This is a genomic window from Planococcus halocryophilus (assembly GCF_001687585.2).
GTDB classification, from domain to species: Bacteria; Bacillota; Bacilli; order Bacillales_A; family Planococcaceae; genus Planococcus; species Planococcus halocryophilus.
The window spans coordinates 1,097,222-1,122,327 of the sequence record NZ_CP016537.2 but is presented as its reverse complement, the minus strand read 5'-3'; the positions used below and the strand labels follow the sequence as shown (position 1 = coordinate 1,122,327).

Annotated in this window: 24 protein-coding genes and 1 other RNA gene; 3 read left to right on the top strand and 22 right to left on the bottom strand. The window is 36.1% G+C overall.

Annotation, left to right across the window (positions count from 1 at the left end; all coding sequences use genetic code 11):
* The first annotated feature begins 18 nt into the window (after positions 1-18).
* A complete protein-coding gene (locus BBI08_RS05540) occupies positions 19-534 on the top strand; it encodes a C39 family peptidase (RefSeq protein WP_008497723.1) in 516 nt (171 codons plus the stop codon).
* On the opposite strand, the gene BBI08_RS05535 is transcribed toward BBI08_RS05540, so the two are convergent.
* The 11 genes from BBI08_RS05535 to BBI08_RS05480 form a co-directional block, all read right to left on the bottom strand.
* Entirely contained in the window at positions 512-1,411 is a 900-nt protein-coding gene (locus BBI08_RS05535; protein ID WP_008497724.1) for a 5'-3' exonuclease, read from the bottom strand. The two genes, BBI08_RS05540 and BBI08_RS05535, sit on opposite strands and share 23 nt — an antisense overlap.
* A gap of 79 nt (positions 1,412-1,490) precedes the next feature.
* Entirely contained in the window at positions 1,491-2,987 is a 1,497-nt protein-coding gene (locus BBI08_RS05530) for a glycine betaine uptake BCCT transporter (RefSeq protein WP_065527830.1), read from the bottom strand.
* A gap of 314 nt (positions 2,988-3,301) precedes the next feature.
* The gene (locus BBI08_RS05525) at positions 3,302-4,063 is read right to left on the bottom strand and encodes a SurA N-terminal domain-containing protein (protein WP_065527829.1); all 762 of its coding nucleotides are present in this window, start codon (positions 4,061-4,063) and stop codon (positions 3,302-3,304) included.
* 564 nt (positions 4,064-4,627) lie between these two features.
* Positions 4,628-4,876, bottom strand: a complete 249-nt coding sequence (locus BBI08_RS17270) for an NUDIX hydrolase (protein WP_257785807.1) — start codon at positions 4,874-4,876, stop codon at positions 4,628-4,630.
* A gap of 1,008 nt (positions 4,877-5,884) precedes the next feature.
* Positions 5,885-6,241 (bottom strand): hypothetical protein, encoded by a 357-nt coding sequence (locus tag BBI08_RS05510; RefSeq protein ID WP_008496088.1) that lies wholly within the window; start codon positions 6,239-6,241, stop codon positions 5,885-5,887.
* A gap of 202 nt (positions 6,242-6,443) precedes the next feature.
* The gene (locus BBI08_RS05505) at positions 6,444-7,112 is read right to left on the bottom strand and encodes a hypothetical protein (RefSeq protein WP_008496087.1); all 669 of its coding nucleotides are present in this window, start codon (positions 7,110-7,112) and stop codon (positions 6,444-6,446) included.
* 59 nt (positions 7,113-7,171) lie between these two features.
* Positions 7,172-7,819: a hypothetical protein gene (locus BBI08_RS05500; RefSeq protein WP_008496085.1), complete on the bottom strand. Its 648-nt coding sequence runs from the start codon at positions 7,817-7,819 to the stop codon at positions 7,172-7,174.
* A gap of 3 nt (positions 7,820-7,822) precedes the next feature.
* Positions 7,823-8,119, bottom strand: a complete 297-nt coding sequence (locus BBI08_RS05495; protein ID WP_008496084.1) for a hypothetical protein — start codon at positions 8,117-8,119, stop codon at positions 7,823-7,825.
* 3 nt (positions 8,120-8,122) lie between these two features.
* Entirely contained in the window at positions 8,123-8,599 is a 477-nt protein-coding gene (locus tag BBI08_RS05490; protein WP_008496082.1) for a hypothetical protein, read from the bottom strand.
* Positions 8,600-9,052: a hypothetical protein gene (locus BBI08_RS05485; protein WP_040850232.1), complete on the bottom strand. Its 453-nt coding sequence runs from the start codon at positions 9,050-9,052 to the stop codon at positions 8,600-8,602. It abuts the gene before it with no gap.
* 1 nt (position 9,053) lies between these two features.
* Complete coding sequence (locus BBI08_RS05480) at positions 9,054-9,293, bottom strand: helix-turn-helix domain-containing protein (protein WP_040850230.1); 240 nt, start codon at positions 9,291-9,293, stop codon at positions 9,054-9,056.
* Positions 9,294-10,432: 1,139 nt separating this feature from the next.
* Between BBI08_RS05480 and BBI08_RS05475 the strand changes: the two genes are divergently transcribed.
* Complete coding sequence (locus BBI08_RS05475) at positions 10,433-11,002, top strand: recombinase family protein (protein ID WP_040850256.1); 570 nt, start codon at positions 10,433-10,435, stop codon at positions 11,000-11,002.
* A 724-nt stretch (positions 11,003-11,726) separates the two neighbouring features.
* The gene (locus BBI08_RS05470) at positions 11,727-12,983 is read left to right on the top strand and encodes a hypothetical protein (RefSeq protein WP_008496080.1); all 1,257 of its coding nucleotides are present in this window, start codon (positions 11,727-11,729) and stop codon (positions 12,981-12,983) included.
* A 104-nt stretch (positions 12,984-13,087) separates the two neighbouring features.
* On the opposite strand, the gene BBI08_RS05465 is transcribed toward BBI08_RS05470, so the two are convergent.
* The 11 genes from BBI08_RS05465 to eno all read right to left on the bottom strand — a co-directional run bounded on the left by BBI08_RS05465 (position 13,088) and on the right by eno (position 25,103).
* Positions 13,088-14,086: a hypothetical protein gene (locus tag BBI08_RS05465; protein WP_008496079.1), complete on the bottom strand. Its 999-nt coding sequence runs from the start codon at positions 14,084-14,086 to the stop codon at positions 13,088-13,090.
* A 138-nt stretch (positions 14,087-14,224) separates the two neighbouring features.
* Positions 14,225-14,857: a hypothetical protein gene (locus tag BBI08_RS05460; protein ID WP_008496078.1), complete on the bottom strand. Its 633-nt coding sequence runs from the start codon at positions 14,855-14,857 to the stop codon at positions 14,225-14,227.
* Between the two features lie 119 nt (positions 14,858-14,976).
* Positions 14,977-16,470: an ApeA N-terminal domain 1-containing protein gene (locus tag BBI08_RS05455; RefSeq protein WP_065527828.1), complete on the bottom strand. Its 1,494-nt coding sequence runs from the start codon at positions 16,468-16,470 to the stop codon at positions 14,977-14,979.
* Positions 16,471-16,513: 43 nt separating this feature from the next.
* Positions 16,514-17,311, bottom strand: coding sequence for an abortive infection family protein (locus tag BBI08_RS05450; RefSeq protein WP_065527827.1), 798 nt, complete (start codon positions 17,309-17,311; stop codon positions 16,514-16,516).
* Between the two features lie 778 nt (positions 17,312-18,089).
* Positions 18,090-19,064 carry a tyrosine-type recombinase/integrase gene (locus BBI08_RS05445; RefSeq protein ID WP_008496075.1) on the bottom strand — a complete coding sequence of 325 codons (975 nt, stop codon included), beginning with the start codon at positions 19,062-19,064 and terminating at the stop codon, positions 18,090-18,092.
* 173 nt (positions 19,065-19,237) lie between these two features.
* Positions 19,238-19,591: a transfer-messenger RNA gene (gene ssrA / locus BBI08_RS05440) on the bottom strand.
* Between the two features lie 84 nt (positions 19,592-19,675).
* Positions 19,676-20,140, bottom strand: a complete 465-nt coding sequence (gene smpB / locus BBI08_RS05435; RefSeq protein WP_008429534.1) for an SsrA-binding protein SmpB — start codon at positions 20,138-20,140, stop codon at positions 19,676-19,678.
* A 48-nt stretch (positions 20,141-20,188) separates the two neighbouring features.
* Positions 20,189-22,513 carry a ribonuclease R gene (gene rnr, locus BBI08_RS05430; protein ID WP_083383295.1) on the bottom strand — a complete coding sequence of 775 codons (2,325 nt, stop codon included), beginning with the start codon at positions 22,511-22,513 and terminating at the stop codon, positions 20,189-20,191.
* A 24-nt stretch (positions 22,514-22,537) separates the two neighbouring features.
* The gene (locus tag BBI08_RS05425) at positions 22,538-23,284 is read right to left on the bottom strand and encodes an alpha/beta hydrolase (protein ID WP_065527826.1); all 747 of its coding nucleotides are present in this window, start codon (positions 23,282-23,284) and stop codon (positions 22,538-22,540) included.
* A gap of 71 nt (positions 23,285-23,355) precedes the next feature.
* On the bottom strand, positions 23,356-23,583 hold the full coding sequence (gene secG, locus BBI08_RS05420; protein ID WP_008429540.1) for a preprotein translocase subunit SecG: 228 nt from the start codon (positions 23,581-23,583) through the stop codon (positions 23,356-23,358).
* Between the two features lie 224 nt (positions 23,584-23,807).
* Positions 23,808-25,103 carry a phosphopyruvate hydratase gene (gene eno / locus BBI08_RS05415; protein ID WP_008496071.1) on the bottom strand — a complete coding sequence of 432 codons (1,296 nt, stop codon included), beginning with the start codon at positions 25,101-25,103 and terminating at the stop codon, positions 23,808-23,810.
* Between the last annotated feature and the right edge of the window lie 3 nt (positions 25,104-25,106).

The following is a 25,106-nucleotide window of genomic DNA, read 5'->3' as shown; positions in this document are numbered from 1 at the left end:
GATGCGGAGGTCTAACCCATGAAAAAACTAATCGCTTTTCAAGGACTTTCCCAATACGATGAACACATATCGAAAAAATATCGGTCTTCTGCATGTGGTCCAGTAACTATAGCAGCCATATTGCAACATTATGAGCAGCTTGAAATTGGGATAAACCAACTTTACCGTTTACTCGGTACGACTCCGATCGGATTATTTACTTGGAGACTCGTAAAAAACTTCCGAAAAACCGGTGGCATGCGCTATGAAGTTGAAAAAATCAGCGCTATTCAAGAAGTAAAAGAAGAATTGCTAGCTGGCCGTCCACTTGCGATGAAGTTTGATCGCTATTTCACGTTTCATTGGTTTTCAAAACCGTTATATAGCTATCACTGGGTACCGTTAATTGGCTTTGAGCAAAAGACGAATGACCTTATCCTTTATATTCATGACAACGGACAAAAAAACCGCCCCAGCAAAATGCGGACGGTTTCTTATCAAGAAAATCAGAACGTATTAACTTTTGTTAAAATCATACCCAAGGATCATTTGTAACACCGATATTTTTCTCGAGCTGTTTAGCGAGCAATGTTAATTGTTGGTCGCGACATAATTGAATATGGTCATTTGTGTAACTTGGAACGGTAATTTCTTCTAGTGACACGTCCAACTGGATGTCACATTTGATGACAGCCAGTTTTTTTGATAATAACAACATTTCCTTATGCTCATCAATTTTCTTTTTCTGTGCCGGCTTTAATTCGTCGATAGCTTCTAGTACGCCATCCGTTGAACCATAGTTTTGAATAAGTTGAAGAGCCGTTTTTGGTCCAATGCCTTTTACGCCAGGATAACCATCACTCGGATCGCCCATAAACGCTTTTACATCTGCAAATTGTGACGGTTGAATCCCGTATTCTTCAATAAACCGTGATTCTGTATAAACGTCGTAAACGTGAAAGCCTTTTTTCATAAACGCAATATTGACAGAAGGTGTCAACAATTGCAGCATATCTTTGTCCCCTGTGATGATGGTGAAGTCTACTTGGTCTTGCCATTGCTTCGTAAAGGATCCGATAAAGTCATCGGCTTCGATCCCCGCTTCGCCGTAATTTTTCCAACCAAGTTGACTAGAAATTTCTTGCGCCCAGTCAAACTGGTGCACCATGTCTTCTGGAGGTGCTGGCCGATTTGCTTTATAACCGTCGAACAAATCGGTGCGGAAAGTTTTAGATCCCATATCCCAACAAACTGCCATATGTGTTGGCTTCATCATTGTTTTTGCCGCTAATACGTGGCGTGTAAATCCTTGTACGCCATTTGTCGCCAAGCCTTCAGCTGTTCTAAAATACTGGTTTACAGCCGATGTTGCAAAAAACGAGCGAAATAGTAATGCCATGCCATCGATTAATAACACATGTGGTTTTTCCATATTAAAAATCCTCCACCTTTTTATTGCTTGCGCTTTATTATAACGCTTATGTAATGAAAAAACCGCCGAAGCGGCGGTTTTAACGTTTACGTTTTATAGCTTTGTATTCGATTGTTACTGCCTTATAGAAGGATGTCATCATTAATAAGATGATGATGGAGAACGGGAATGCCACAATAATTAATACTGTCTGCAATGTATCAAGTCCACCAGTAGACAAAAGAATTACAGCGATTGCTGATTGTGCAACTCCCCATGTCAATTTCACTGAGTTTTGTGGATACAGTGAACCACCTGTTGTTTGCATTCCAAGGACAAATGTCGCAGAGTCGGCAGAAGTAACAAAGAACGTCGTAATTAGGAATACCGCTATAACTGAAAGCAATACACCAAATGGCAACTCATTAAAGACGGCAAACAAAGTTTGCTCTGTCAATAACCCTGTTAAATCTACACCACTTTGTTGAACATCAATTGCTGTTGTACCGAAAGCCGCAAACCAAAGAAAACTAACGAATGCAGGAATCATCAAAACGCCTAGTAGGAATTGACGAATTGTTCGTCCTCTCGAAACACGTGCAATGAATACACCAACAAATGGAGACCATGAAATCCACCAAGCCCAATAAAAGATTGTCCAGCCATCAATCCAAGAACGATTTTCGCCATCAATTGGCGCTGCACGGAAACTCATTTGAACTATATTTTGGAAATAAGTACCGATTGTATCAGTAAACATATTCATGATTAATAGAGTTGGCCCAAGAATTATCATTGCTCCTAGTAAAGCGATAGCTAGCACCATATTAGCATTTGAAAGGTATTTAATCCCTTTACTTAGCCCACTCCATGCTGAAATCATAAACAATACCGTTACAATCGCAATAATAATTAGTTGAACGACAAAGTCATCTTCTTGTATTCCGTCAAACAAATATGCAAGTCCACCGTTAATTTGAATAGCACCAAAGCCTAAAGTCGTCGCAACACCAACTACTGTTGCAAAAACAGCAATAATGTCTACAAACGTTCCCCAAGGACCTTTCATCTTATCTCCAAATATTGGCTTTAACGTAGCTGAGATCAATCCAGGTTCCCCTTTTCGGAACTGTGAATATGCTAGTGCTAATGCTACGACGGCGTATATAGCCCATGCATGAATTCCCCAGTGGAAAAAGCTGAAACGCATTGATTCACGCATAGCTTCAGCACTTCCAGGTTCCGCAGTTGCCGGATCAATCGCAAAATGCGATATCGGTTCCGCAGCTCCCCAAAATACTAAACCGATTCCCATTCCTGCTGAAAACAGCATGGCAATCCATGTCCCAAATGAAAACTCGGGCTTATCTGAGTCTTTACCTAATTTGATTTGTCCCATCGGACTGATAAGGAAAAACAAACAGAATAGAACGATGATAGAAACGATTAGCAAATAATACCATCCGAACGAAGTTGTTAGGAATGTTTTTATATTTCCTGTAACTTCTGCAAAACTATCGGGTGCAAATGCGCCAAAGCCAATGGCCAGTAATGCCAGTGCAAGAGCAATCCAAAAAACATTGGTTACTTTTTTCATATAATCCCTCTCCTCTTTCTTTTTTTGCCGCTTTAACGGTCAGCAGACCCTATTCAAATAAATAGCCGTCCACTGACCGTCAAAGTCCGAACCGATCAACTAAAAATCAGCGGAGGATGAAGAGCCCCCGCTGGCTGAAGTTTCTCTTTATCACAAGTCTAAAGGATACGGAAAATTTCCGGTCCTGTCAAATCCACTGATTGCCAATTGGCTATAAAACCCTGGAAAATGGGTTACAAAAACCTTAATACATCTTTGTTTCTTTCTATATCCTTATAATAAAAAACCAGATTCACAAGGAATCTGGTTTTTTATTATAGGTTAATTGTAACTTCTGCTTTTTCACGAAGTTTTGCGATTAACGCTTGTGTTGCTTCGCTTTCTTTTTGCGATTTTAATTGTTCTTCAATTTGCGGTTTTACTTCTTCAAAAGCTGGAATTTCTTCGCCGCCCGCTTCTTCTTGCTGAGCTTTTGCCTCATCATAATATGTCTGTAGTTCTTCATCAGTCAGTTTGATTTCGCCAGTTTCTGATGCAATCATTTGCTCTATTTTCACTTGTGTCTCTATTTGCTTCTTGACTTCTTCTTCAGAAATCCCTTGTTCTTTTAGCGCTGCCAATAATTCATCCGAAGACTTCAAGCCATTTTGTTGAGCTAATTCTTCTAGCGCTGTATTTTTTTGTTCTTCTGATGCAGTCAGTTTTTGTTTTTCTGTTTCTTGAACAAGTAATTCCTGCGCAACTAAGCTATCTGCAACCTGCTCTTTTAATTGACTTTGGTCAACTTCTTGTCCAGACATTTGGGATTGCATCGCCATTTGTTCGAACTGCTCTGTATAAATAGATTCAAAATCCTCTTTTGAGATCTTTTCACCATTTACTTCTGCGACAACTTCTGGAATGCCTTCTAAATCAGGCTTAGGCATTTCTGGTTGCTCTCCACTTTCTTGCTCTGTTGCTACCTCTTCTTGCGGTGTTTCTTCACCTTCTGTATCTTTAGCTGTATCATCACCACAAGCAGCTAACGCTACCATGGATCCTCCAAGTACGATTGTTAAAAACCATTTTTTAATCATGGGTTATTCTCCCTTCAAACATAATGTCGGTAATTGTAGCACAAACTGTTCAGCTGTAGAAACAATAACCATTTCGGTACCTGTATTTGCTTTTCTGCGATCAATATTGAGCTTTTCATTTTTTGTAGTTTTACTTTGTTAAAAGTCTAAGATCTATTTAAATTAAATAAATCCGCAATTATTTCAGCACTTCCTGGTGAAAACATAAACAGTGAGAGCGCTATAAAAAGAATCCCTACCACCCATTCACCCAATCCGAATCGGTAACTGAAATCGCTTTTTCATGAATAGTCCAGAGACGATTAAACTCAGCCCTAACAATAAAATTAAGAAATACCAAAACCCCATCTCGTCACCTCTTTCGAAGTCATACGGTAATAGGACGTACGTGATTGGTAAAGGTTCGATAATCTTTCATTTTTTTCTAGAAGTTAATTTGATTATGTTGTGTTGGAAATATATGAGTAAAAGCTCATGAAAAACCTCAGTATGAAAAGATACATATAAATGACTTTACGTACGAAAAACGTCAAAACCATAAGTGGATTTGACGTTTTGTGCTTACTAAAGTATTTTTGCCGTTTCATGATTACCGAGTAGATGTAGTAATGGAGTGGTGATTTCATCAAAATTTTTATAATCATCAATTGAAATCCATGCAATATCAATTATATCGCTATTGGCTTTAATAGAAGAATCTAAGTAAAGATTACCTCCTACAATTTCCGCAACAAATGTATATTTATAAGACTTCTCAAAAATCAAATACTTAACTATTACATCGTATCCCGTTTCTTCCTTCACTTCTCTAATACAAGCTTGTTGGGTGTTTCACCAGCTTCTATCCCCCCACCCGGGTAATTCCACACGATATTCTGCTTGTTGAATATATTGTTTAACCATTAAAATCTTGTTGCCTTCTAGTATAAGAGCCTGTGAAATCACGGGTTCATCTTCATTAATATTTCATAACGTGCTGTACTGAATATGATTCATTATTGACTACTATAATATTGTAAAAAAAGATTAAAGCAATTTCTATTTTTAATACTGTATTAACTTCGAGCTTTTTCTTTTGGTTTTTGAAAGGCTCCTGTCAGCAATACCATTAACCCGAATAAAAAAAATAACAGGAAATAAAATAGCGGAAAGTGCTACAGCTGTCCAACCACTTTTTTCATAAATTCCATATCGTATTTTTACAACCGCATACTTTCTAATCTATCATGTTTTATTTTATTTATTATCGATATTTCGTAATAGCTTGTTCAGCTTTTAATTTTATTGTCAGCATTAATTCTTATATGTGATTTAATGTACCAAAAAACGCCAAAACCTTAAAAGGTTTTGGCGTTTTTTATCTCACTATGGAGACGGCGGGAGTCGAACCCGCGTCCAGAAACTCCGCTTTAGGTCATTTTCAGCTACAGTCGCCTACTCGCAACTTGTGCCATATACCATAGAACCAGCATTAACTAACTCTAATGTGGCTTTCTTTTGCGTCATCCATAATATTGTTTTAGCTTAGGGTGTATTACACGTTTATAGAACTCAGTTATAAAACTTCTTGGACTTATTGTATCATGTATCTATATATGATAGTAAGAAAATTTTCCAATACTTACTAAACAGAATGATTTCTACATTTCTTGAAGTTTCTTAAGGTAATTTACTACACATTAATCAACTCTATTAATATAGAAGAAACTTAATATCTAAATCCTTTCTGAAACGTAAAAAAATTTATGATTGTTAGTCTTTACTCTATGCAACTTGGTACTTCTACCTTCATATCTTAATTATTTTCTATTACAACTTTACTTAACTACTTACAAAATTTTTGTTAATCCAATAATCCAGTGCAAATCTATCTAATTGTTTCCAGTTTGATAAGATTTGTGAAGCTGTTTCTACTGAAATTTCATTATTAATAATTAAAACAAACATTTTTTCTAAGTTAGATTCATCTTGACCATTTGGTTTCGTTTCAAATACATAACTTGAAATCATGTATTTCAAGCTAAAATACATTACATCCCAAGTTTTAGTAGTTTCTCTTTCTTCTTCTGGGCAGTCTTTTGTTAATGTTATCAGCTGGTATAGCAAAGCACTAATAACTGATTTTGCTGCACAGTCTTTTAAATCTAGATTCTCAACTTTAATCATTTTTCTTTCCATTCTCTTTATCCCCTTTGCGTTATATCCTTACAAGATTAATATACAATAACTGGAATACAGTTGTCAGAATTTTTTATATTAATTGGCATAAAAAAAATGCCTTAACCAGTAATATTAAACTAGTTAAGACATTTATATATTTTACTGTGCTTATCAGGGCGATTCTTAGCCCCTTAACTTTTGCAAAGTGAATGATTGCCCATTATCGTAACGCTGAAGTCACTGAAGCAATGTCCAGTGAAATATCTTTAGACTGTAAAGGTGCATCTTTAGTTAGTTCGCTGATAACTTTAGACAGCTTCATTTCATGATGTACCCCGACACTTCCAGAAGCTTCTGCCATTAGCTTTTCTAGCCCCATAACATTGCCGTATCTGTCAGCGATTCTCTGAAGCTTATCAAGATAACGCTGTTTTAAAATCATGGCTTCTTGTGCTTCTTGATTAATGGCTGAAGCTTGTGCTGTTAGATATTCTATTTCTTCATCCTTTATGCTTTGCACCAGTTCCAAAACATCTTGTCTTTTATATTCGGTAGCTGTAGATAGTTCTTCCCCGGCTTCTATTACTATCTGTTCAAAAGGCTGTAAAGCTTCTTCAGCGTCTTTCTTTGCTGTATCTGGTTCTAGCCCTTTTCGTATATCTGAAAGCGTGTTTTGATATGCCTGATACTGCTTGTTATAGGATAGCAAAGCCTTAGAGTGTGAAGCATCTAATTCCTGAATCTTACTATCGTAACCCCGTACCGTTTTAATTAGTAAAGCTTTCAGGGCATCTATACGCTGAAACGCCTTAACCTGTTTCCGTTCATGTTTCTTTGCTGTGCTGAAATACGTCCGTACCTGTTTAAGCTTTTGAATAATAATACTCATCTTTTATCCATCCCTTCAAATTTTAGATATAAAAAAAAAAGCACCCCGAAGGATGCCCTTTAAACTTTATATACTGTACGGATTTCTTGTTCTGAAATAGTGATTACTGGGTTGCCCCCTGAATAAGTATCGTTGAAAGTTAGCTTTCTAAATGTCGGTTCTGTATTTCCTGGCGTGTACAATAATTCCTGATGCCCTGCATCAATTTCAGCTTTCTTAAATGCTACTGAAGTACATTCTTCTACCTGAATTAATACGGATGCAGAATCAGCTACTAATTTCAGATATTCAGCTTTAGCTTTAAGAATGGCATCAGCTTTTTCAGCAAAGATTTTATCCTTCTCTTTTCTCGCTGGAACAGCAACAGCTTTCATTTCTTGAAAGACTTCTGTATCAATCTTTTTAGCCTGTACAGCATCAAGGCTTTTCAGTTTATCCTGCACCGCCTGTAAAGTTTCCTGCAACTCTTTCAGGGCATCCTGTTCAGCTTTGAAATCTTCTAAAGATACAATATCTAAAACGAAACTTTCATAAGTTTCAGCTACTACTTTTTCCTGTTCCTGAATGGCTTCTTGTCGTGTACTGATTTCAGCCTTTACACGTTCTTTAACATCCCTAAATTGCTTTTTGATTTCTACCGTTTTATCAGATAATGCCTTTAAACGGTTAATGCTTGTTTTGCGAATTTCTGTATCTATCAATAACATAGCCTATTCCCCTTCCTTAGTTGCGAACCGTTTTCTTAATGCCAGTAATTCATTCTGTCCATCTTCTGCTTCTGCTTTAGCCCGTAGCTGTTTCAGTTCTTCAGCTTCTGGTACAGGTGCAACTTCTTTATGTGCATCTTGTTTAGCTTTCAAATCTGCTAAATCCTGCACACGCTGTTCTGCAAGTTGTTTAGTACCTTCCAGTAAATCGTTCTTAGTTTGCTGTTGTGCATCCAGTCGTTCCTGCATAACCTTTTGATTCGCTTCTACAATTAGTTGATTAATTTCGTATTCATTCATTAGTTATTTATCCCCCTGTAATCGTTTTAATAAATTATTCTTACGCTGTTCTGGTGATAGTGTAGTTTTATCCCCGGAATCATCTAAGCCGTTATCCTTCAGGTATTGCCGTTTACGGGCTTCTAATGCATACCCGAAATACTCACCAAAAATTTTCACTTCAGCAGGTGTCACGCTAGTCTGATAGGCAAGTTTAACAACGTGCTTATCCATCGCTAGTAATGCATCCTTAACTGAATCATCAACGCTATTATCTATAAGCTGATTCACATAAGATTCAAATCCCCGAATATCCTTCTTCCATGCGTAAAAGGTTTTTGTAGAAAGTTCATTTTGCTTACACCAGTCAACCATGCTGATACGGTCAGACAGTTGATTCATTGCATATGATTTAGCGATTTCAACATTCCTATCTGATAAATTATTAGGAACATCTACTTTCTCGAATAACTGGAAAATTGTTTCTTTTGCTGTTGCCATTTATACCGCCCGTCCTTTCAGATTTAGATAAATTAAATCGTGTTGTGCTTCTCCAGTCTCCTTAGTATGTTTTCTGAAGCCCGGAGATAATTCCATTTTGCTATCTGATAACCGGATTCGGTTCTTAATGTGGTCAGCGTACATATCTGAAGAAATGATTTTCTCTATCTTAATTAATGCTTCTTTGTCCAATCCGTTTTGAATATTATTTTTCAAATCGTGTATCAGGCAAAATAGTTTAAAATACATCTTGTTGCCATAATGTGAAAATTTCTGTAAATGGAGATTCCCTGTAGCCCGTCTTACATAAAAAGATATTTCGCTACTTCTGATTAATGTTTCAGCTTGTTCCAGATATGAAATAGCTTCTTTGCCGTTACCACTTTTCACCAATCGTTTAGAAAGTCTGAATAACTTCAGGATTCTATTATTGTTTGTTGGATTAGTTAACACTTCAACGCCCCCTGTTCATTTTTTTAAATCTGCTGTAAAGTTCCGTTAATTCAAATAGTCCTAGTTGTTCCTCTTTTAACATTTCAAAGAATCTGTTTTCAGTTCTTTCTGATACGCCCCGGATGCCTATTTCAATAACACTTAATAGCCCCCGTGTAATTCCTAACTTTTCCGCCATTTCATATTGATTCAGGTGCATCATGTTTCGAGTAAATTTTAAAAAGTTGCCTGTTAGTTTCATTTTATAAATCCTTCCTTTTCTATTGTGGCTTGTAGCTTATTGCTACCTTCATCACATAAAAAATAACCCGTGTCCCAGACATACGATTTGGTCTGAAAGACAGGGTTATTTTTTACATCATGAAATTGAAAGGAAGTAGAAAAATAAATCAAAAGTAAAAACTAGTTTAGACAATAGTGAAAATGCACAAATCCAACACACACAGTAAATATAAAGTGGAACAAGAAGCGACAAACTTCTTGTAGCTTTAGGGACTTTAAACAGGTGTAAAGTAAGACGCAAGTTGCTACATTTTTATATTTATATCTGAATACTTTAGGAAGTATAGAAAATTTCATCTATGCCCAAAGAAGTGGATGAAGAAGAAGCAGCAACATAACAGTTACAGGAAAATAAAGGGTTTTTAAATTGGTGGTGTATTTTTTTTAAGGGGAATTGAATATTAAGTTTCAACTTTATATGGTTAGGGGACGTGTAATTTCAGCCGGGTACAGGGAAATAAAGTCGGGTAAATTGTATTCCATATTATTGGTTCGCCAACTGTACAGCTTGCTACCCCCGTGTCCCCCGTTATGCCCGGTAAATCAACCTTTCAAGCTTTTAAATCCCTGTATCTATCGCCCTGTCCGTGTAGTATCTATATCTATAAAGAATTAATTAAAATATATTTATATCTTCCATCAATTTTTGATACTCTTTATCATTCTCACAATCCATTGTAAGACGCTGTAACAAGATGTAAGGCAAACAGCACACAGGCACAGCTATAGCCCTGATATATCCATGATACTAATCTGAATAAGATAATAATAAATAATATAATCATTCGTCAGCTTCAGCACATCAGCACAGCACCACACAGCACACCTCAGAAGCGGCACACGCACGGCACAGCACGGCAGGGATAAGACAGGATTACTAGCACTGCCTGTACATAACCGCCCCACCACCTTTTAATCAGATGCCCCCCATCCTTTAATTTTATATCCTTTACCGTCTACAACTTACAACTTATGTACACCTGATATATCATCCAGATATGTCCCCTGATATAATCCTTTACAGTGTACAGAAGTTAGTCTAATGTAAAGCGTATAGAACACCTTAGACTTTTAGACACACAGAAGGGAATGGGTATAGTGGCAGTTATTGGATATGCACGGGTATCATCAGCAGGGCAGGATTTAGATTTACAGGCGGAAAGACTAACTGAATATGGTTGTGACAAGATTTATCAAGAAAAGGAATCAGGTGCAAACGCTGATAGAAAACAACTACAGGAAGCACTGGAATATCTAAGGGAAGGTGATACTTTCGTAGTTTTTAAACTGGATAGGCTTGCACGTTCCATTACACACTTAAACAAGATTGCTGAAGAATTAACGGCACGGGGCATCACTTTAGTATTCATTAAAGAACAGATTGATTTCAGCACAGCAACAGGAAAGCTTATGTTTAATATGCTAGGCAGCTTTGCACAGTTTGAACGGGATTTAATCAATGATAGAACGGCTGAAGGACGGGAACGGGCTAGGAAGCAAGGTAAGCATCTGGGACGTAAAGGGCAACCTAAAGAAGCCGTACAGCATGCCCTGAAGCTACTAGCCAACAGGGAACAGAACGGATTATCGGTAAATGCTATTGCTAAAACCACAGGCGTTCCTCGTGCGTCCATATATGCAGAAGCAAAGAAGCTGAAGTCTGATTAATTTCAGGCTTCTTTTTTGTATATTAATGTTCAACTGTTTTCTTTTCTCTCTCCAAGAAAGACTTGCTGTATAAATCTAACCTGTTCTCCACTTTACAACACAGCCATTTAAAGCCCCCTACAACCTTCTACGGTCATGCCTAATAAACTCACTTAATTACAGATTAAATAGCGTCCTATAGCCTTTTATGGAGGTTTCTGTATATAAAGAAGCTAACTTATTTGCCTGTATATTATGCCTTGCCTACAGCGTTTTGCTACATTAATGCTACACAGGCAACTTATACACCTTTATCCCTACGATGCTTTTTTGATAATATCTTCATTTTCCATTGTTCATTATTGTGCTTACTGGCACATAAAGTATTACCATTACTATTGCTTCGCTAAAGCTTCGCAGGGTTTCAGCTAAAGCTTCACCCACCAATAGATATATCTGTTTAATTGCATCTGAAAATAACCCCTTTTTTATACTCTCTCTTTAAGGGTACGGGTCACAAACCCTTGGTATGACTGACTTTCTAAAGAAAATAAGCACTTTACTTGTGCTGGTTTCATTTCAGGCTACTATTTCAGGAATATAACTCTTTAGGTTCTTAGTGTTCGGGCAGTCTTTCCATGCCCGTGCGTTAGCAATAATAACTGTGATTCTCTTTGTCTGATTTCAGCTTTCTTACTGTTTATAGGTTGTAGATATATTCAGTTTGAAAGGAAGTTTGATTTTCATGAACTTAACAAAAGAAACTAAATTCACAGAAAAACCGAAACCTAATTCTCCTATTAAGGTAGTAGATAGTATTATGGGGAGTGGAAAGACTTCATGGGCTATTCAGCATATGCAAGAAACCAGTACAGATGAAAGGTTCATATATATTACCCCGTTCTTAAACGAAGTTCAGCGTATTAAATCAGCAGTGTCCAGTCGGAAATTTACAGAACCGCAGAATGCAGGAAAAGGAAAGTTGGCCAACCTAAAGCAGCTGATTCTGAATGAAGTGGATATTGTTTCTACCCACGCCCTATTTCAAAATGCAGATGAAGAAATCATTGAACTGCTTAAAATTAGTAACTATACCCTGATACTCGATGAAGTTATGAATGTAGTAGAGGAATTTTCGATGAATAAAGATGATTTTAAACTGATGATAAATAGTGGAATGATTTACGTTGATGAAGGTACGGGAATTATTCGTTGGAATCAGGACAGTGAGTATCAGCAAACTAAGTATGATGAAATTAAAACGATTTCTAAAACGGAAAATCTGATTTACTTTGAAAACACTACTTTTTTCTGGTTGTTCCCTGTTTCAGTTTTCAATGCATTCAGTGAGATATACATTTTGACTTATTTATTCCAAGCCCAGGAACAGAAATATTATTATGATATGTACAAACTGGATTATGAATTTAAGGCCGTTCAAAAGTTAGGTGAAAAGTTTGTACTGGTGAACCATGCAGACAAAGAACACTATGATAAAACGCTTTTAAAATCACTGATAAACATTTATGAAGGCAAGCTGAATACTATCGGGGAAGAAAAACATTCTCTATCTTTAAGTTGGTTCAATAAATCTATTAATGAATCCCTAGTTTCTAGGATGAAAAAGAATCTTTATTCCTACTTCAGAAACAATGTTAAATCGCCCACACCCGTTAATATGTGGACTTGCTACAAAGCACATCAGGACAAACTGAAAGGCAAAGGATATACAAAAGGTTTTGTCGCCTGCAATGCCCGTGCTACTAATGATTTTAAAGAAAGAGAATCTTTGGCCTATGTAATTAATCGTTTCATGCATCCATATAAATACAAGTTCTTTAAATCTAAAGGAGTTGAAGTAAATGAAGATATGTTTGCCTTGTCTGAACTGCTTCAGTGGATATGGAGAAGCCGAATTAGAGAAGGAAAGTCAATTAACTTGTATATTCCAAGTAAAAGAATGAGAACGATTTTACAAAATTATTTTGATAGTGATTTGTAATAATTATCTACACTACAAAATAACTTAAATGAATTTAGCGTGGAGATTATTTTATCAAAAAAATATATAATATATTTCTCTCCACCTAAATTCAAGCTATACCATTAATATAAATACCCATTATTTATTCTTGCTTTTAATTCAAAATCTTCAAATTTCCATACTTTTATTATTTTTTCTTTAAATACATATTCGCCTTTATTTAAACAAACTATAATTTGTTGAAATTCTTCTTCGTAGTTCTTTAAGAATGAACTCATGTTAGTTGATAAATCTATGCTATCCCATAAATCATTTACTTTTCCAAACAACTCTTCATATGAGTTTCTTTTTAACACTCCGAAGTAAGTTATGAGTAGTAAATTAACTAACATATATTTTTGATAGAGTCGAAAATCGTTTAACCTAAAAGCTTCTTCATCTATAAAATGGTCTTTTAAATACTGTGATTTATTAAGATTAATTGAAATATTAGTATGAACTTGAAGTCTTTCAAGTGGCGACTCAAACTCTATCACATATGGTTTTCCGAATTCTCGCTTCCATTTATCATTAAATATCTTCGGATAGCCTAAGAAACATGATATATTTTCTATAAACTCCGGTCTATGAGGAAATACTTGCTGATATCCCCGTAGGTTTAAAATCCGTAAAAACCCCCAAACTTCAGGGTCTGTATATATTTTGCTGGCTATGCTAGCTATACTTTCATCATCAGACTTTAAATCATAAATTTTATCACCTATCTGCATATTATGATTTCCAAAATCAAAACTTATCTGGAATTCACTTAAAAAATTCTTTAAATCCGTTTCTTTTGTTAATGCAGATGGCAAATCCCATATGGTATTTTTACATGCAGATAAATTTTTTCTGGTCGTGAAATGATATATTTTAAAGTGAACATTTTCTACAGACCAACTATTCATATCAATCAACTGATTCTCAACAAGATACTCAGCATCAATAATTTCTTTAAAACTTTTGTCATTAATGCATACCTTCAAGTGATTTTCGAAGACTGAGAAATCGTATCCAAGTAATTGTTGTAAAGAGGTTTTAACTCCATTGAAACTCTGTATATCAAGTATTATTTTAGTCATACTACTTCCCCTAATATCCATATTCTTTTCATCATATAGTATCCTTATCTATAACCTGCTTTATTTCTTTACTTTTTTGTTATTCTCTATAATTAGTGAGAACAAAATTATGAATATAAGGCTAACTCATATATTCTTTTACCACTTACCTTCTCCTGCATCTTCATAAGCACTCTCCATAAAATCAATATAAGATTCTTCAGCTTCATCATGTGCTAACTCACTCAAAAAATCTTGTACCGTGACTTCAAATCTCGCTGCATGCATCAACATTGCAATGCCATTCAGATGTTCATTAAAAAACTCAATTGATAAGTTTTGACAAATTTTAAGTTTCTCAATTAATTCATTTACCTCATCTCTATTTAAATCAATTTCAAAATGCATGATTTGGTTACGCTTTTTGTTCAGATAGTCCAATGCACCTTTGAACTCTGAAGAAACTTCTATATCACACAGTAATTCGATTCTATTTATGGCAGTTGAAAAGTTAACTGTTTTTAATTTCGGATTAATTTCTAACACACTAGATTTACCCTGCTGTAGCATAACTGATTTTGCCTTCATATAGTTTGAAATATCTTCAAACATTAAGTATTCTTTTTGATTTTTAAGCATCAGCTTAAAGAGGATTTCATTAGCATGATTTAAATGTATTAATGTATCTTTAATGTTGTGTTCAACACCTTCAGCTAATTCATCTAGTTTCCTTATAGAAACAAAACTCGCCTTAAGAGAATCAATTCCGTTGGTCAATAAATTAAATCTCATAAATTACACCTCTAGTCGTATATTCACATTATATAAAAACTTAATTAGTTCCCCCAATTATTATTGAATAAACTAAATTAATAGTATAAATAAACCTTAGCGGAATCTTTTTAATCACTTCAATCATTTAATAATTCTTTAGCTTTAGCAATACTATAAGAAAAATGTTTGCTACTTTTTATTTTCTTCATTACAAATTCTTCACTCATACCTAGTTCAACAAAAAGTATCAATGTTACAAGTGCTTTTAACCTTTGAATACCGTAAAATTTCTCATCAATCGTAGTTAGTAAGTTAGGTTTTCTATCTGCATCATAATGTGCTAAATAATTTCTAGTGTCCACTAATTGTTTTATGAATTTTTTAACATCATTTTCATCACCTATTAATTCCTTTTGTGTTTCACCAGAAAAGTCATTTATTAACTCTGCCAATCTCATTTTCAAACTAAATTCGTTTGAACGACCAATAGATTCCATCATTTTCACGTGTACTTCTTTGGCCAAATTCCTCTTTGAAAGCCCCTTTAACTTCTTCTTTTCTAAGTTAAACTTATCGACACTAAATACCATCCCATTATATTTATTTCTATGATAAATCTCTAATATTTGAATGGTTTTTAATAAACTGCTTTCTATGTGAACTACCTCACTATATAAAATCCCAAAGTACAGTTTATAAATTTCTTTTAAATTCTCACTCTTTTTAAACCAGTTATTTAATAATCCTCCTAATTGTTCTTTAACATCATCAAAATTTATTAATATATCTCTATTAGTAAACTTTTCTTTATCTCTATAGTCACGTTGCGTTATAAAGTAAGCATATCCTTTTCTATCTCGTATTCCTTTTTCTAATGAATCACTATCTTTTAACTCGCCTAAGAAGTAGATGTTTTTAAAGTACACACCTTCTCCAATCAATATTGAAAATAAGTTTTTTAGTTCTACTCCTCTATCATTAAACCATTCCATATCTCTATCATTGCTTGCAACAACCTTAATTCCACTAGCAAATTTCCAATGTAAATTCTCTCTAAAATTGTCTAAAGTAAAATTTGCCCTATAACATTCTTCTATTTCCGCTTCCAAAACTCCCACTTTATAACTGAATGTATCAATATTTTTATAGTTAGCAGTAGCAGTTTCTATATTATAATCCTTACTATTTCGTATAAGTTCCATAGTAATTGGGCTTTTATCAAGCCATGCGGTTAAATATGTCGGGTATATCGTACAAGAATGGAAAGCAATGTTTGTACTATCAGGGAAATGTCCTCCTACTATAAATGAAGAAACACGATATACCTCTGACTTAAAACCTGTATAACTTTTCATACCACCATCAAATGAATAATTCGCTTTAAAAAGAGTAAATTCTTCTCCATGACCTGATTGACCGTGTACTATTTCAAAGGGTGCTTTTGGTTCAGCAAAAAGTTCTTGAAACCCTACTTCATCACGAAATGCCCCCATTATTTCTAACTTGATTTCATTTCTGTTAAAAAATAATGTTCCTGACACCTTATTATCTAAAGCATCAGGCAACCACCACAGACCATCTACTTCAAATTCTTCATCTAATTTTTTATTAGACACCTTATTTATAGCCAAATTCATTCCACCTTTGTAAACAGATTAAATGCACTAAAAATCTTCAATTAAATTGTTTTTCTTTTTGATATTCATAAGTATGAAACAAAAAACTAGTTACTGTTTTTGCAGCATTTACAGCAAGTACAGCATGATGAAATGAAGGTGTAATGATTTTAGCATGACTGTCTCCACTTAGATTTCTTACTTCAGCTAATCCTTTAATTACTTTGTTTAATCCTGAAGTAATTTCTTTTAAAGAGTTATCAAGTTTTGGATTAGCTGAATTTAGGTTAAGCTGTTTAGTCAAATCAGTATATAATTTTGGTAAGCTATCAGTGTCACTTATGGTGTCTATTCCTTTTATCACTAAGATTTCTTTGCAGACCCCTTCTACTAGTGTTTTAGCCGAAGTAATAGCACCTGCGAAATCCCCATCGCTAATTCTCGTTTCACACTTTAACAAATCACTTTGGATTCCTCTATAAGTTAATTCTTTTGGTATTTCACACTCAACTTTAACAATTTCTACTTCATATAGATTGTCTTCTAGATATGTACTGTATTTATTAAAAATCATTGCAATGCGTCCAGCGGTATTCTGTTGACTATAGCCACTGGCATAGCTTATATCTTGGAAAAGTTCCTTAATGCTTCTATTAACTTCATAGGTTTCTGGAAGTTCAATCTCATTCTCTTTACTTAATTTCCGTAATATCATTCTTGCTTTTAGGTAATCAGAATCTGATATGTATTTATTAAAGTCAAAATTTGAATCGTTATAAGAATAGTTTTCATATTCTTCATATGTAAGAATAAGATTTTCCTTTACTGAATCAATGAAGCGAACTGTGTTATTCATACCTTCACCCTTTTACTATTTATTACATATATTATATCACCTGGTATTTGTATTTATTATATAACTCCCTAATCTATTGATTTTTCTTTTATATTTTATCAACATGAAGCCAGAATTGAGGACAACGGCTTGGTGCAAAAATGACTGCCTATGTATTTAGAAACTAAATTAATAGAATCTAAAACATAGACAGCCATTGCATTACTTTTCTTCATGAATCCTTCATTTGAGGGGTCCGTTTTTGTATGCCCTTGTTAAATGTGATTCTCTCAAATCAACACCCCTACTATCTACTTCTGCCCCGATAGTTCTTACAATCCGTTTTACATGTCTACTACATGCATCGTAAATACCTATCCTTCTGTATGAGGAACTCAGTAACAATCATAATGTATGGCGTGTTCTGTATGACCGTAATCATTCAGACCTTCCACTCCTGACCTTTATATTGGTAGTCACCACCTTTCAGATACAATAGCAAACAAGGAAGCTATTAGTTGTATCCTAGACTTAGTTTCTGCATCGGCTAAGTCATAACCTGACCAGTTTTATTTTGATTCGAGTTAATGGGCAACCTCGAAAGAATTCATCCTAAAAAAACCATTAGGAAATAGACCTTTGCACTTTAACTATTTTTCAAGTAAAATAAAGGTAATTAAACTCATATTCAATTATGGATTGTCGTCTATTAATTAATGAGTTTTGCACTACTATGTCGCCAAACATATAGTGCAATTTTTAAACTAAGGGAGTGCTTATGCATTCTCTTTTTTTGTACCTATAGATATTGCTTTAAACTATTGGATACTTCTTCTATATCTAAGTCTAAATACTGGGTTGTTACCGCCAAATCACTGTGCCCTAAAGCTTTGCTGATTAAAGGAACACTAGCACCCTTTTCTAATAAACTCTTTGCAAATGCCCTTCTAATGGCATGTGCATTAATGTTCTTTAAGCCGTATCGTTTACTATATTTATTTAGCTGCTTAGATATGGCACAGTTTGAAGATTTACTTGTATTCATCGCCAAACCATTCTGCGTGATAAATACATTCGTGTTACTTGTTTTAAAATGCTTTCTAATTCTCTGGTTATGATTAATCAACATCTTCAGTAACTCTGCTAATTCAGCATCAATCGGCAACTTTAAGTATTTATGATTTTTCATTGTAGAACCATCAAGATTCAAGCATTGATTTTCAAAATCTATATGTCGTTCTTTCACTTCGCACAAAGTATGAATTCTAATGCCAGTTTTAAACATTAGTTTAATGGCTGTAACGTCTCGAAACCCAATGAATGTTGATGTATCAATTAAGTGAAACAACTTATGAATATCCGATTCTTTAGCTGAAGATTTTACTTCTTTATCAACTTTGATTTGAATGTTCTTCCAAAAGTTATCTTTAATCCAATTGTTGAAGTAAAGCTTTCCTAACACCGCTTTAATAGTTTTTAAGCGAATTTTCTTAGTCTGGACCTTTACATTCAGATTCTCCAAATAGTTATAAATACAATCTGAATTGATTTCTTCAATAAAAACCAGTTCATTGAATTTAACAAACTGTTTAAAAATATAGTCGTAACTTTGAATTGTCCGTGGTCTATTGCCAGCTATCTGCATCTGCCTAAAGACAACTTCCATTCCATAACTGATAGGTGTCCAGTTCTTATTAACGTAATTTCCACTGTCAGCTACAGTCGCCTGCCCTTCACTTAATGAATATACTCCATGTTTTCTAGCACTAAACACAAAAAAACCCCCTAATTCAATTTAGAATCAGGAGGTTTATAACCAAATTTCATATAAATAAAGAGTAATTTCACCTAAGAACATAAAAGGGATATTCAATAAGAGTTCAACTCCCATCAAATATCCCTAATCATGCTTAAACCTTGATACCACTGTGTTTAACAGTAATCTCACTATGGAGACGGCGGGAGTCGAACCCGCGTCCAGAAACTCCGCTACTTAAGCATCTACGCGTGTAGCTCATCTATTAAGGTTTCATGCGCCATTCTGCCGATAAGCAGGCGTCCTGGGCACTAATCTGAGAATCTCTCCCGGTTGCCTCAGATGGTAGCAACCGGTGTATCCCACTAAAGTTGAGCTTTACCCAGCCACATGGGCGATGGATAGATAAAGCAGATCCGAGCTTACGCTGCGAATGCTAGGTTTTGGTTTGTTTTGCCAGTTGTTATAAGTACGTTTGTGACGAAGACGACCCTCCGACGCGCAACTCAAGCCCAGATCATCCCTGTCGAATCCGTAACGTCCCCTCATTAAAAGAGACACGGAAGATGTATAAACAGCTTCATGTGCTATAAACCTATTATAAAGTACCAATGGTCAGACATCAAGTCTTAGCGGTTACGTTCTTTCATCGCGCGGTCGATTTCTCGTTTTGCGTCTTTTTTCTTCAAGTCTTCTCGTTTGTCATAGTTTTTCTTACCCTTACCAACACCGAGCAAGACTTTTGCAAAGCCGTCTTTCAAATACATTTTCAGTGGAATAATCGCAGAACCTTGCACTTTTGAATGCGCCAGTAAATTCGCAATTTGCTTTTTGTGCAATAACAGTTTACGCGACCGTGTAGGGTCGTGGTTAAACTGATTGCCTTGATCATAAGGACTGATGTGCATGTTTGAAATCCAAGCTTCGCCGTTACGAATTCGAACAAACGAATCTTTTAATTGAACTTTGCCATTTCGTGCAGACTTAATCTCGGTTCCCTGCAAGACGATACCCGCTTCGATTGTTTCTTCAATAAAGAAATCGAAACCGGCTTTCTTGTTTTGGGCAATTACTTTGCCTTCTCCTTTGGCCATGTGGTTTCACCTCAACTAGATTCAAAAAGCGGCATATGCGCCGCTTTTTTATTTTTTCTTATTACGTCCTTGTTTCGCTACATTTTCATAAAACTTTTTCTTTTTGTTTTTCGGCTTACGTGTAGGTCCGCCGCCTTCTGGCTTTTTGCCATCGCGTCCTGGCTTGCCAGCACCGTCTTTTTTGTTCGCACGGATGACTTTTGGCTGATCTTTTCTTGTCCGACGAGGCGTTTGTACCATGCCGACAATTTCAAAATCAATCGATGATTCTTCTGGTTTTACACCAATCACTTTGATTTCAATTTCGTCACCAATGCGGAATTGACGGTTTGAGCGTTCACCAATCATCATCATGCTGCGATCGTCAAAACGGTAATAATCATCCGTCATGTTTGAAACGTGCACTAAGCCTTCAATTGTATTCGGCAGTTCAATAAACAAACCGAAATTCGTCACAGAAGAAATGATACCTGTAAACTGTTCACCGATTTTATCAGCCATGAATTGAGATTTCTTCAACGCATCAGTGTCACGTTCTGCTTCTACTGCTCGACGTTCACGTTCTGATGTGTGCGTTGCAATATCATCCATATTGGCTTCCCAATAAGCGATTGTTTTCTTCGATAAATCTTTTTCGATTAAGTACGTACGAATTAAACGATGCACGATTAAATCGGGATAGCGACGAATTGGCGACGTGAAATGCGTATAAAATTCTGTCGATAACCCAAAATGCCCTAAACTTTCAGCTGAATATTTCGCTTGCTGCATTGAACGCAACATCATTGTGGAAACTACCGGTTCTTCTGGTGTCCCTGCAATCGATTCAACAATTTCTTGCAAAGCTCGTGGATGAATCTGAGTACCAGATCCTTTTACCACAATCCCAAAATTCGTTACAAATTCGAAAAAGCGTTGTAATTTTTCCGGTTTTGGATCTTCGTGAATACGATAAATTGCTGGAACTTCCATGGTATGAAACTGCTCAGCCACTGTTTCATTGGCAGCTAGCATAAATTCTTCGATTAAACGTTCAGCTACTGTACGTTCGCGAATCACAACATCTACTGGGTAACCGTTTTCGTCGACTAATACTTTTGACTCTTTAAAGTCAAAATCAATAGCTCCGCGGCGCATACGTTTCGTGCGAAGAACTTCTGCTAATTCTTTCATCAATTCAAACATAGGCACTAATTCGCTATATTGCTCTTTTAGTTCTTGATTGTCTTGCTCTAAAATTTCATAAACATCCGTATATGTCATACGAGCTGATGTGTTAATGACACTTTGGAAAATATCATGTGATTGCACTTCGCCTTGATCATTGAAGATCATTTCACATGACAATGTCAAACGGTCTACTTGTGGATTTAATGAACAAATACCATTCGACAAGCGATGCGGTATCATTGGGATAACGCGATCTGTCAAATAAATACTCGTCGCACGATCATATGCTTCACGATCTATTGCAGAACCTTCCGTTACGTAATGACTAACGTCAGCAATGTGAACACCTAATTTATACGTCCCGTCATCATACTTAACTACTTGAACAGCATCATCTAAATCTTTAGCGTCAGCTCCATCAATCGTTACAATTTGTTCGTTGCGCAAATCGCGACGGTCATTTAAATCTGCTGGATCAATTTGGTCTGGCACATTATTTGCTTGGTCTAGTACATCTGGTGGAAATTCTGTTTCGATGCCATATTTATGAATAATTGAAAGAATATCAACACCCGGATCGTTTTTGTGACCAAGAATTTGCGTCACCATGCCCGTTGCTGACATTCTGCCTTCTGGCCATCCGGTAATTTCTACCACAACTTTGTGACCATCTACAGCACCTAACGTGTCGTCTTTTGCAATAAAGATATCCATATTCATTTTTTTATCATCTGTTACGACAAAGCCAAAACCTTTATTTTCTTGGAACGTTCCAACTGCTTTAGTAGTTCCGCGTTCGATAATCCGGATAATTGCGCCTTCACGACGATCCCCTGAAGAACCTTCAGATATGCGGATTAATACGGTATCTCCATTAATCGCACTATTTACTTCAGTTGGTGGGATAAACACATCGTCTAAGCCTGCTTCTTCAGGTGCCACAAATCCAAATCCTTTTGGATGTCCAATAAATTTCCCGCGCATTAAATTCATCCGTTCTGGAACTCCATAACGGTTTGACCTTGAACGGATAAGTGTTCCAGATTCTTCTAATCTTACTAATGTTTTCACTAATTTTGTAAACTCATCGGCATCTACAAAACCGAATTGTTCTTCTATTTCTTGTACTGTCAGCGGTTTATAAGCTTCTTCACGCATGAAAACTAATAAGCGCTGCTCTAATGATTTTTCGGGATTCCCCAAATCTAACTCCTCCTTTATAACAGTTCACACACTCCAATCTAATGATTCAAGAAATGTGAAAATGTCTTCGTGCAATTTCTTTTTTTCTTTATCGAGCGTAATAACGTGGCCTGAATTTTCATACCATTTTATGTGTTTATCGGTCGATTCTGAGTTGTCATAAATGACATTAGCCGAATCTGTATCAATTACTGTATCCAATCTACCTTGAACAACAAATAAAGGTGCATAAATGTGATCCACATGCTCTTTTACGTCTGCAACCAAGTCACGCAAATCAGCCAATGATTCCATCGGTTTTTCTTGAAAAGCCTCTATTTCTTTTTCGATAAGTTCATCGCTTTTTCCTTCATAGTTCTTATAATCGCGCGCATATTTCAAAACTCCTTGATACATTAAATCAGTGGATTTCATATTCATAGGTGCACACATCGAAACAATACCCTTGATAGGCTTTGTATACCCTAATTTCAAGCTAAATACGCCGCCAAGTGACAATCCAGCTACTGCAATTTCAGAGTATCCTTCTTCTATTAAGGTATCATAAGCTTGCTCTACGTCTTTCCACCAATCAGTTGGACCAGTGCCAACTAATTCTTCTGGTGCCACGCCATGTCCTGCGAAATGCGGCGCTATGCTTGTATATCCATTAGTTTCAAGAAAACGCCCCAACATCCGAACATCTGCTGAATTTCCTGTGAAGCCATGCAAAAGAATTACTGCCCGTGGGCCTTTTTTAAAGAAAAATGGTTTTGGTTGCGAAACTCGCATGAAAACTCCTCCATTCTAATACTAAAAGAAAACGCCTAACCATGTATGGTCAGGCGATTTAATCATCTACATTAAACTTTCGTTACGGCAATAGCCAGAATAAAGAATAAGGCAGCAAGTACAATCGTTACTCGGTGTAAGACTAAGTCCAAGCCACGAGCTTTTTGCTTACCGAAAAGTTGCTCTGCTCCACCGGAGATGGCTCCTGAAAGACCTGCACTTTTTCCAGATTGCAATAAAACGACTACGATTAATGCGAGCGATACGATGACGAGTAATGTCATTAACAACGTATGCATAAATTCCACCTCCTGAAACGAACGTTCACAACAAAATTAAGTTTACCAAACATTGTGACCGGTGACAATAGCAATAGAAAATAGAAGGCAAATGCCTTCTATTTTTCCAAAGATAAATTAGAGTAATGCGTAAGGCGGAAAAAGTCACCGCCTTACGCATACACTCTATAGAAATCTTGGTTTACAAAATATCTGAATCTACTCGTTTTCTACTTAATACACCTTTATTTTTTCAAGTTGTAGAAAGTTTTCAAGCCTAGGTATTGGCCAGTTTCGAACAATTGATCTTCGATGCGTAATAATTGGTTATATTTCGCAACGCGGTCAGTACGAGACGGTGCCCCTGTTTTAATTTGTCCAGCATTTGTCGCAACAGCGATATCTGCAATTGTAACATCTTCAGATTCACCTGAACGGTGGCTGATTACTGCTGTGTAGCCTGCACGTTTTGCCATTTCAATCGCATCAAACGTTTCCGTTAATGTACCGATTTGGTTAACTTTGATCAAGATTGAGTTAGCGATACCTTCTTCAATTCCTTGCGACAATTTCTTCGTGTTTGTAACGAATAAGTCATCACCTACTAATTGTATGCGATCGCCGATACGTTCTGTTAACAATTTATGACCAGCCCAGTCATTTTCATCCAAGCCGTCTTCAATTGAAATGATTGGGTATTTATTGCAAAGCTCTTCGTACCAGTCAACCATCTCAGCAGATGTTTTCACTGTGTTATCGCCAGGCAAGTTGTATACGCCTTTTTCTTTGTCATAGATTTCAGAAGACGCAACATCCATCGCAAGCAATATATCTGAACCTGGTTTGTATCCAGCTTTTTCGATTGCTTCCATAATTGTTGTTAATGCTTCTTCGTTAGATCCTAAGTTTGGAGCAAATCCGCCTTCGTCTCCAACTGAAGTGTTATAGCCTTTTTCTTTAAGTACAGCTTTTAAGTTATGGAAAATTTCTGCACCCATTTGTACTGCTTCACGGAACGATTTTGCGCCCACAGGCATTACCATAAATTCTTGAATGTCTACGTTGTTATCTGCGTGTTCGCCGCCATTTAAAATGTTCATCATTGGTACTGGCAATTGTTTTGCGTTAAAGCCGCCCAAGTATTGGTAAAGTGGCATATCTAAATAGTTTGCTGCTGCGTGTGCAACTGCTAGAGAAACACCAAGAATTGCGTTAGCGCCTAAACGACCTTTGTTTTCTGTACCATCTAATTCGATCAATGCTTTGTCGATTGATACTTGATCTAGCACTGAATATTTTTCTTCTAATGCTTCAGCGATTTCAACGTCAACGTGTTCTACTGCTTTTAAAACACCTTTTCCAAGGTAGCGGCTCTTGTCGCCATCACGTAGTTCTACTGCTTCGTGTTCACCAGTAGATGCCCCCGATGGTACGATTGCGCGGCCAAAAGCGCCGCTTTCTGTGAATACTTCAACTTCGATAGTTGGGTTTCCTCGTGAATCTAAAATTTCGCGTGCTTGAATGTGTGTAATAATTGGCAATTA

Excerpts from the sequence above, each read along its gene's own strand:
- BBI08_RS05530 (WP_065527830.1), bottom strand. The coding sequence starts at position 2,987 with ATGAAAAAAGTAACCAATGTTTTTTGGATTGCTCTTGCACTGGCATTA.
- BBI08_RS05470 (WP_008496080.1), top strand. The coding sequence starts at position 11,727 with ATGAACTTAACAAAAGAAACTAAATTCACAGAAAAACCGAAACCTAAT.
- BBI08_RS05490 (WP_008496082.1), bottom strand. The coding sequence starts at position 8,599 with ATGGCAACAGCAAAAGAAACAATTTTCCAGTTATTCGAGAAAGTAGAT.
- BBI08_RS05425 (WP_065527826.1), bottom strand. The coding sequence starts at position 23,284 with ATGCGAGTTTCGCAACCAAAACCATTTTTCTTTAAAAAAGGCCCACGG.
- BBI08_RS05465 (WP_008496079.1), bottom strand. The coding sequence starts at position 14,086 with ATGACTAAAATAATACTTGATATACAGAGTTTCAATGGAGTTAAAACC.
- secG (WP_008429540.1), bottom strand. The coding sequence starts at position 23,583 with ATGCATACGTTGTTAATGACATTACTCGTCATCGTATCGCTCGCATTA.
- BBI08_RS05460 (WP_008496078.1), bottom strand. The coding sequence starts at position 14,857 with ATGAGATTTAATTTATTGACCAACGGAATTGATTCTCTTAAGGCGAGT.
- BBI08_RS05510 (WP_008496088.1), bottom strand. The coding sequence starts at position 6,241 with ATGGAAAGAAAAATGATTAAAGTTGAGAATCTAGATTTAAAAGACTGT.
- BBI08_RS05525 (WP_065527829.1), bottom strand. The coding sequence starts at position 4,063 with ATGATTAAAAAATGGTTTTTAACAATCGTACTTGGAGGATCCATGGTA.
- BBI08_RS05535 (WP_008497724.1), bottom strand. The coding sequence starts at position 1,411 with ATGGAAAAACCACATGTGTTATTAATCGATGGCATGGCATTACTATTT.
- BBI08_RS05450 (WP_065527827.1), bottom strand. The coding sequence starts at position 17,311 with ATGAATAACACAGTTCGCTTCATTGATTCAGTAAAGGAAAATCTTATT.
- smpB (WP_008429534.1), bottom strand. The coding sequence starts at position 20,140 with ATGGCCAAAGGAGAAGGCAAAGTAATTGCCCAAAACAAGAAAGCCGGT.
- BBI08_RS05480 (WP_040850230.1), bottom strand. The coding sequence starts at position 9,293 with ATGAAACTAACAGGCAACTTTTTAAAATTTACTCGAAACATGATGCAC.
- BBI08_RS05500 (WP_008496085.1), bottom strand. The coding sequence starts at position 7,819 with ATGTTATTGATAGATACAGAAATTCGCAAAACAAGCATTAACCGTTTA.
- BBI08_RS05505 (WP_008496087.1), bottom strand. The coding sequence starts at position 7,112 with ATGAGTATTATTATTCAAAAGCTTAAACAGGTACGGACGTATTTCAGC.
- BBI08_RS05495 (WP_008496084.1), bottom strand. The coding sequence starts at position 8,119 with ATGAATGAATACGAAATTAATCAACTAATTGTAGAAGCGAATCAAAAG.
- BBI08_RS05540 (WP_008497723.1), top strand. The coding sequence starts at position 19 with ATGAAAAAACTAATCGCTTTTCAAGGACTTTCCCAATACGATGAACAC.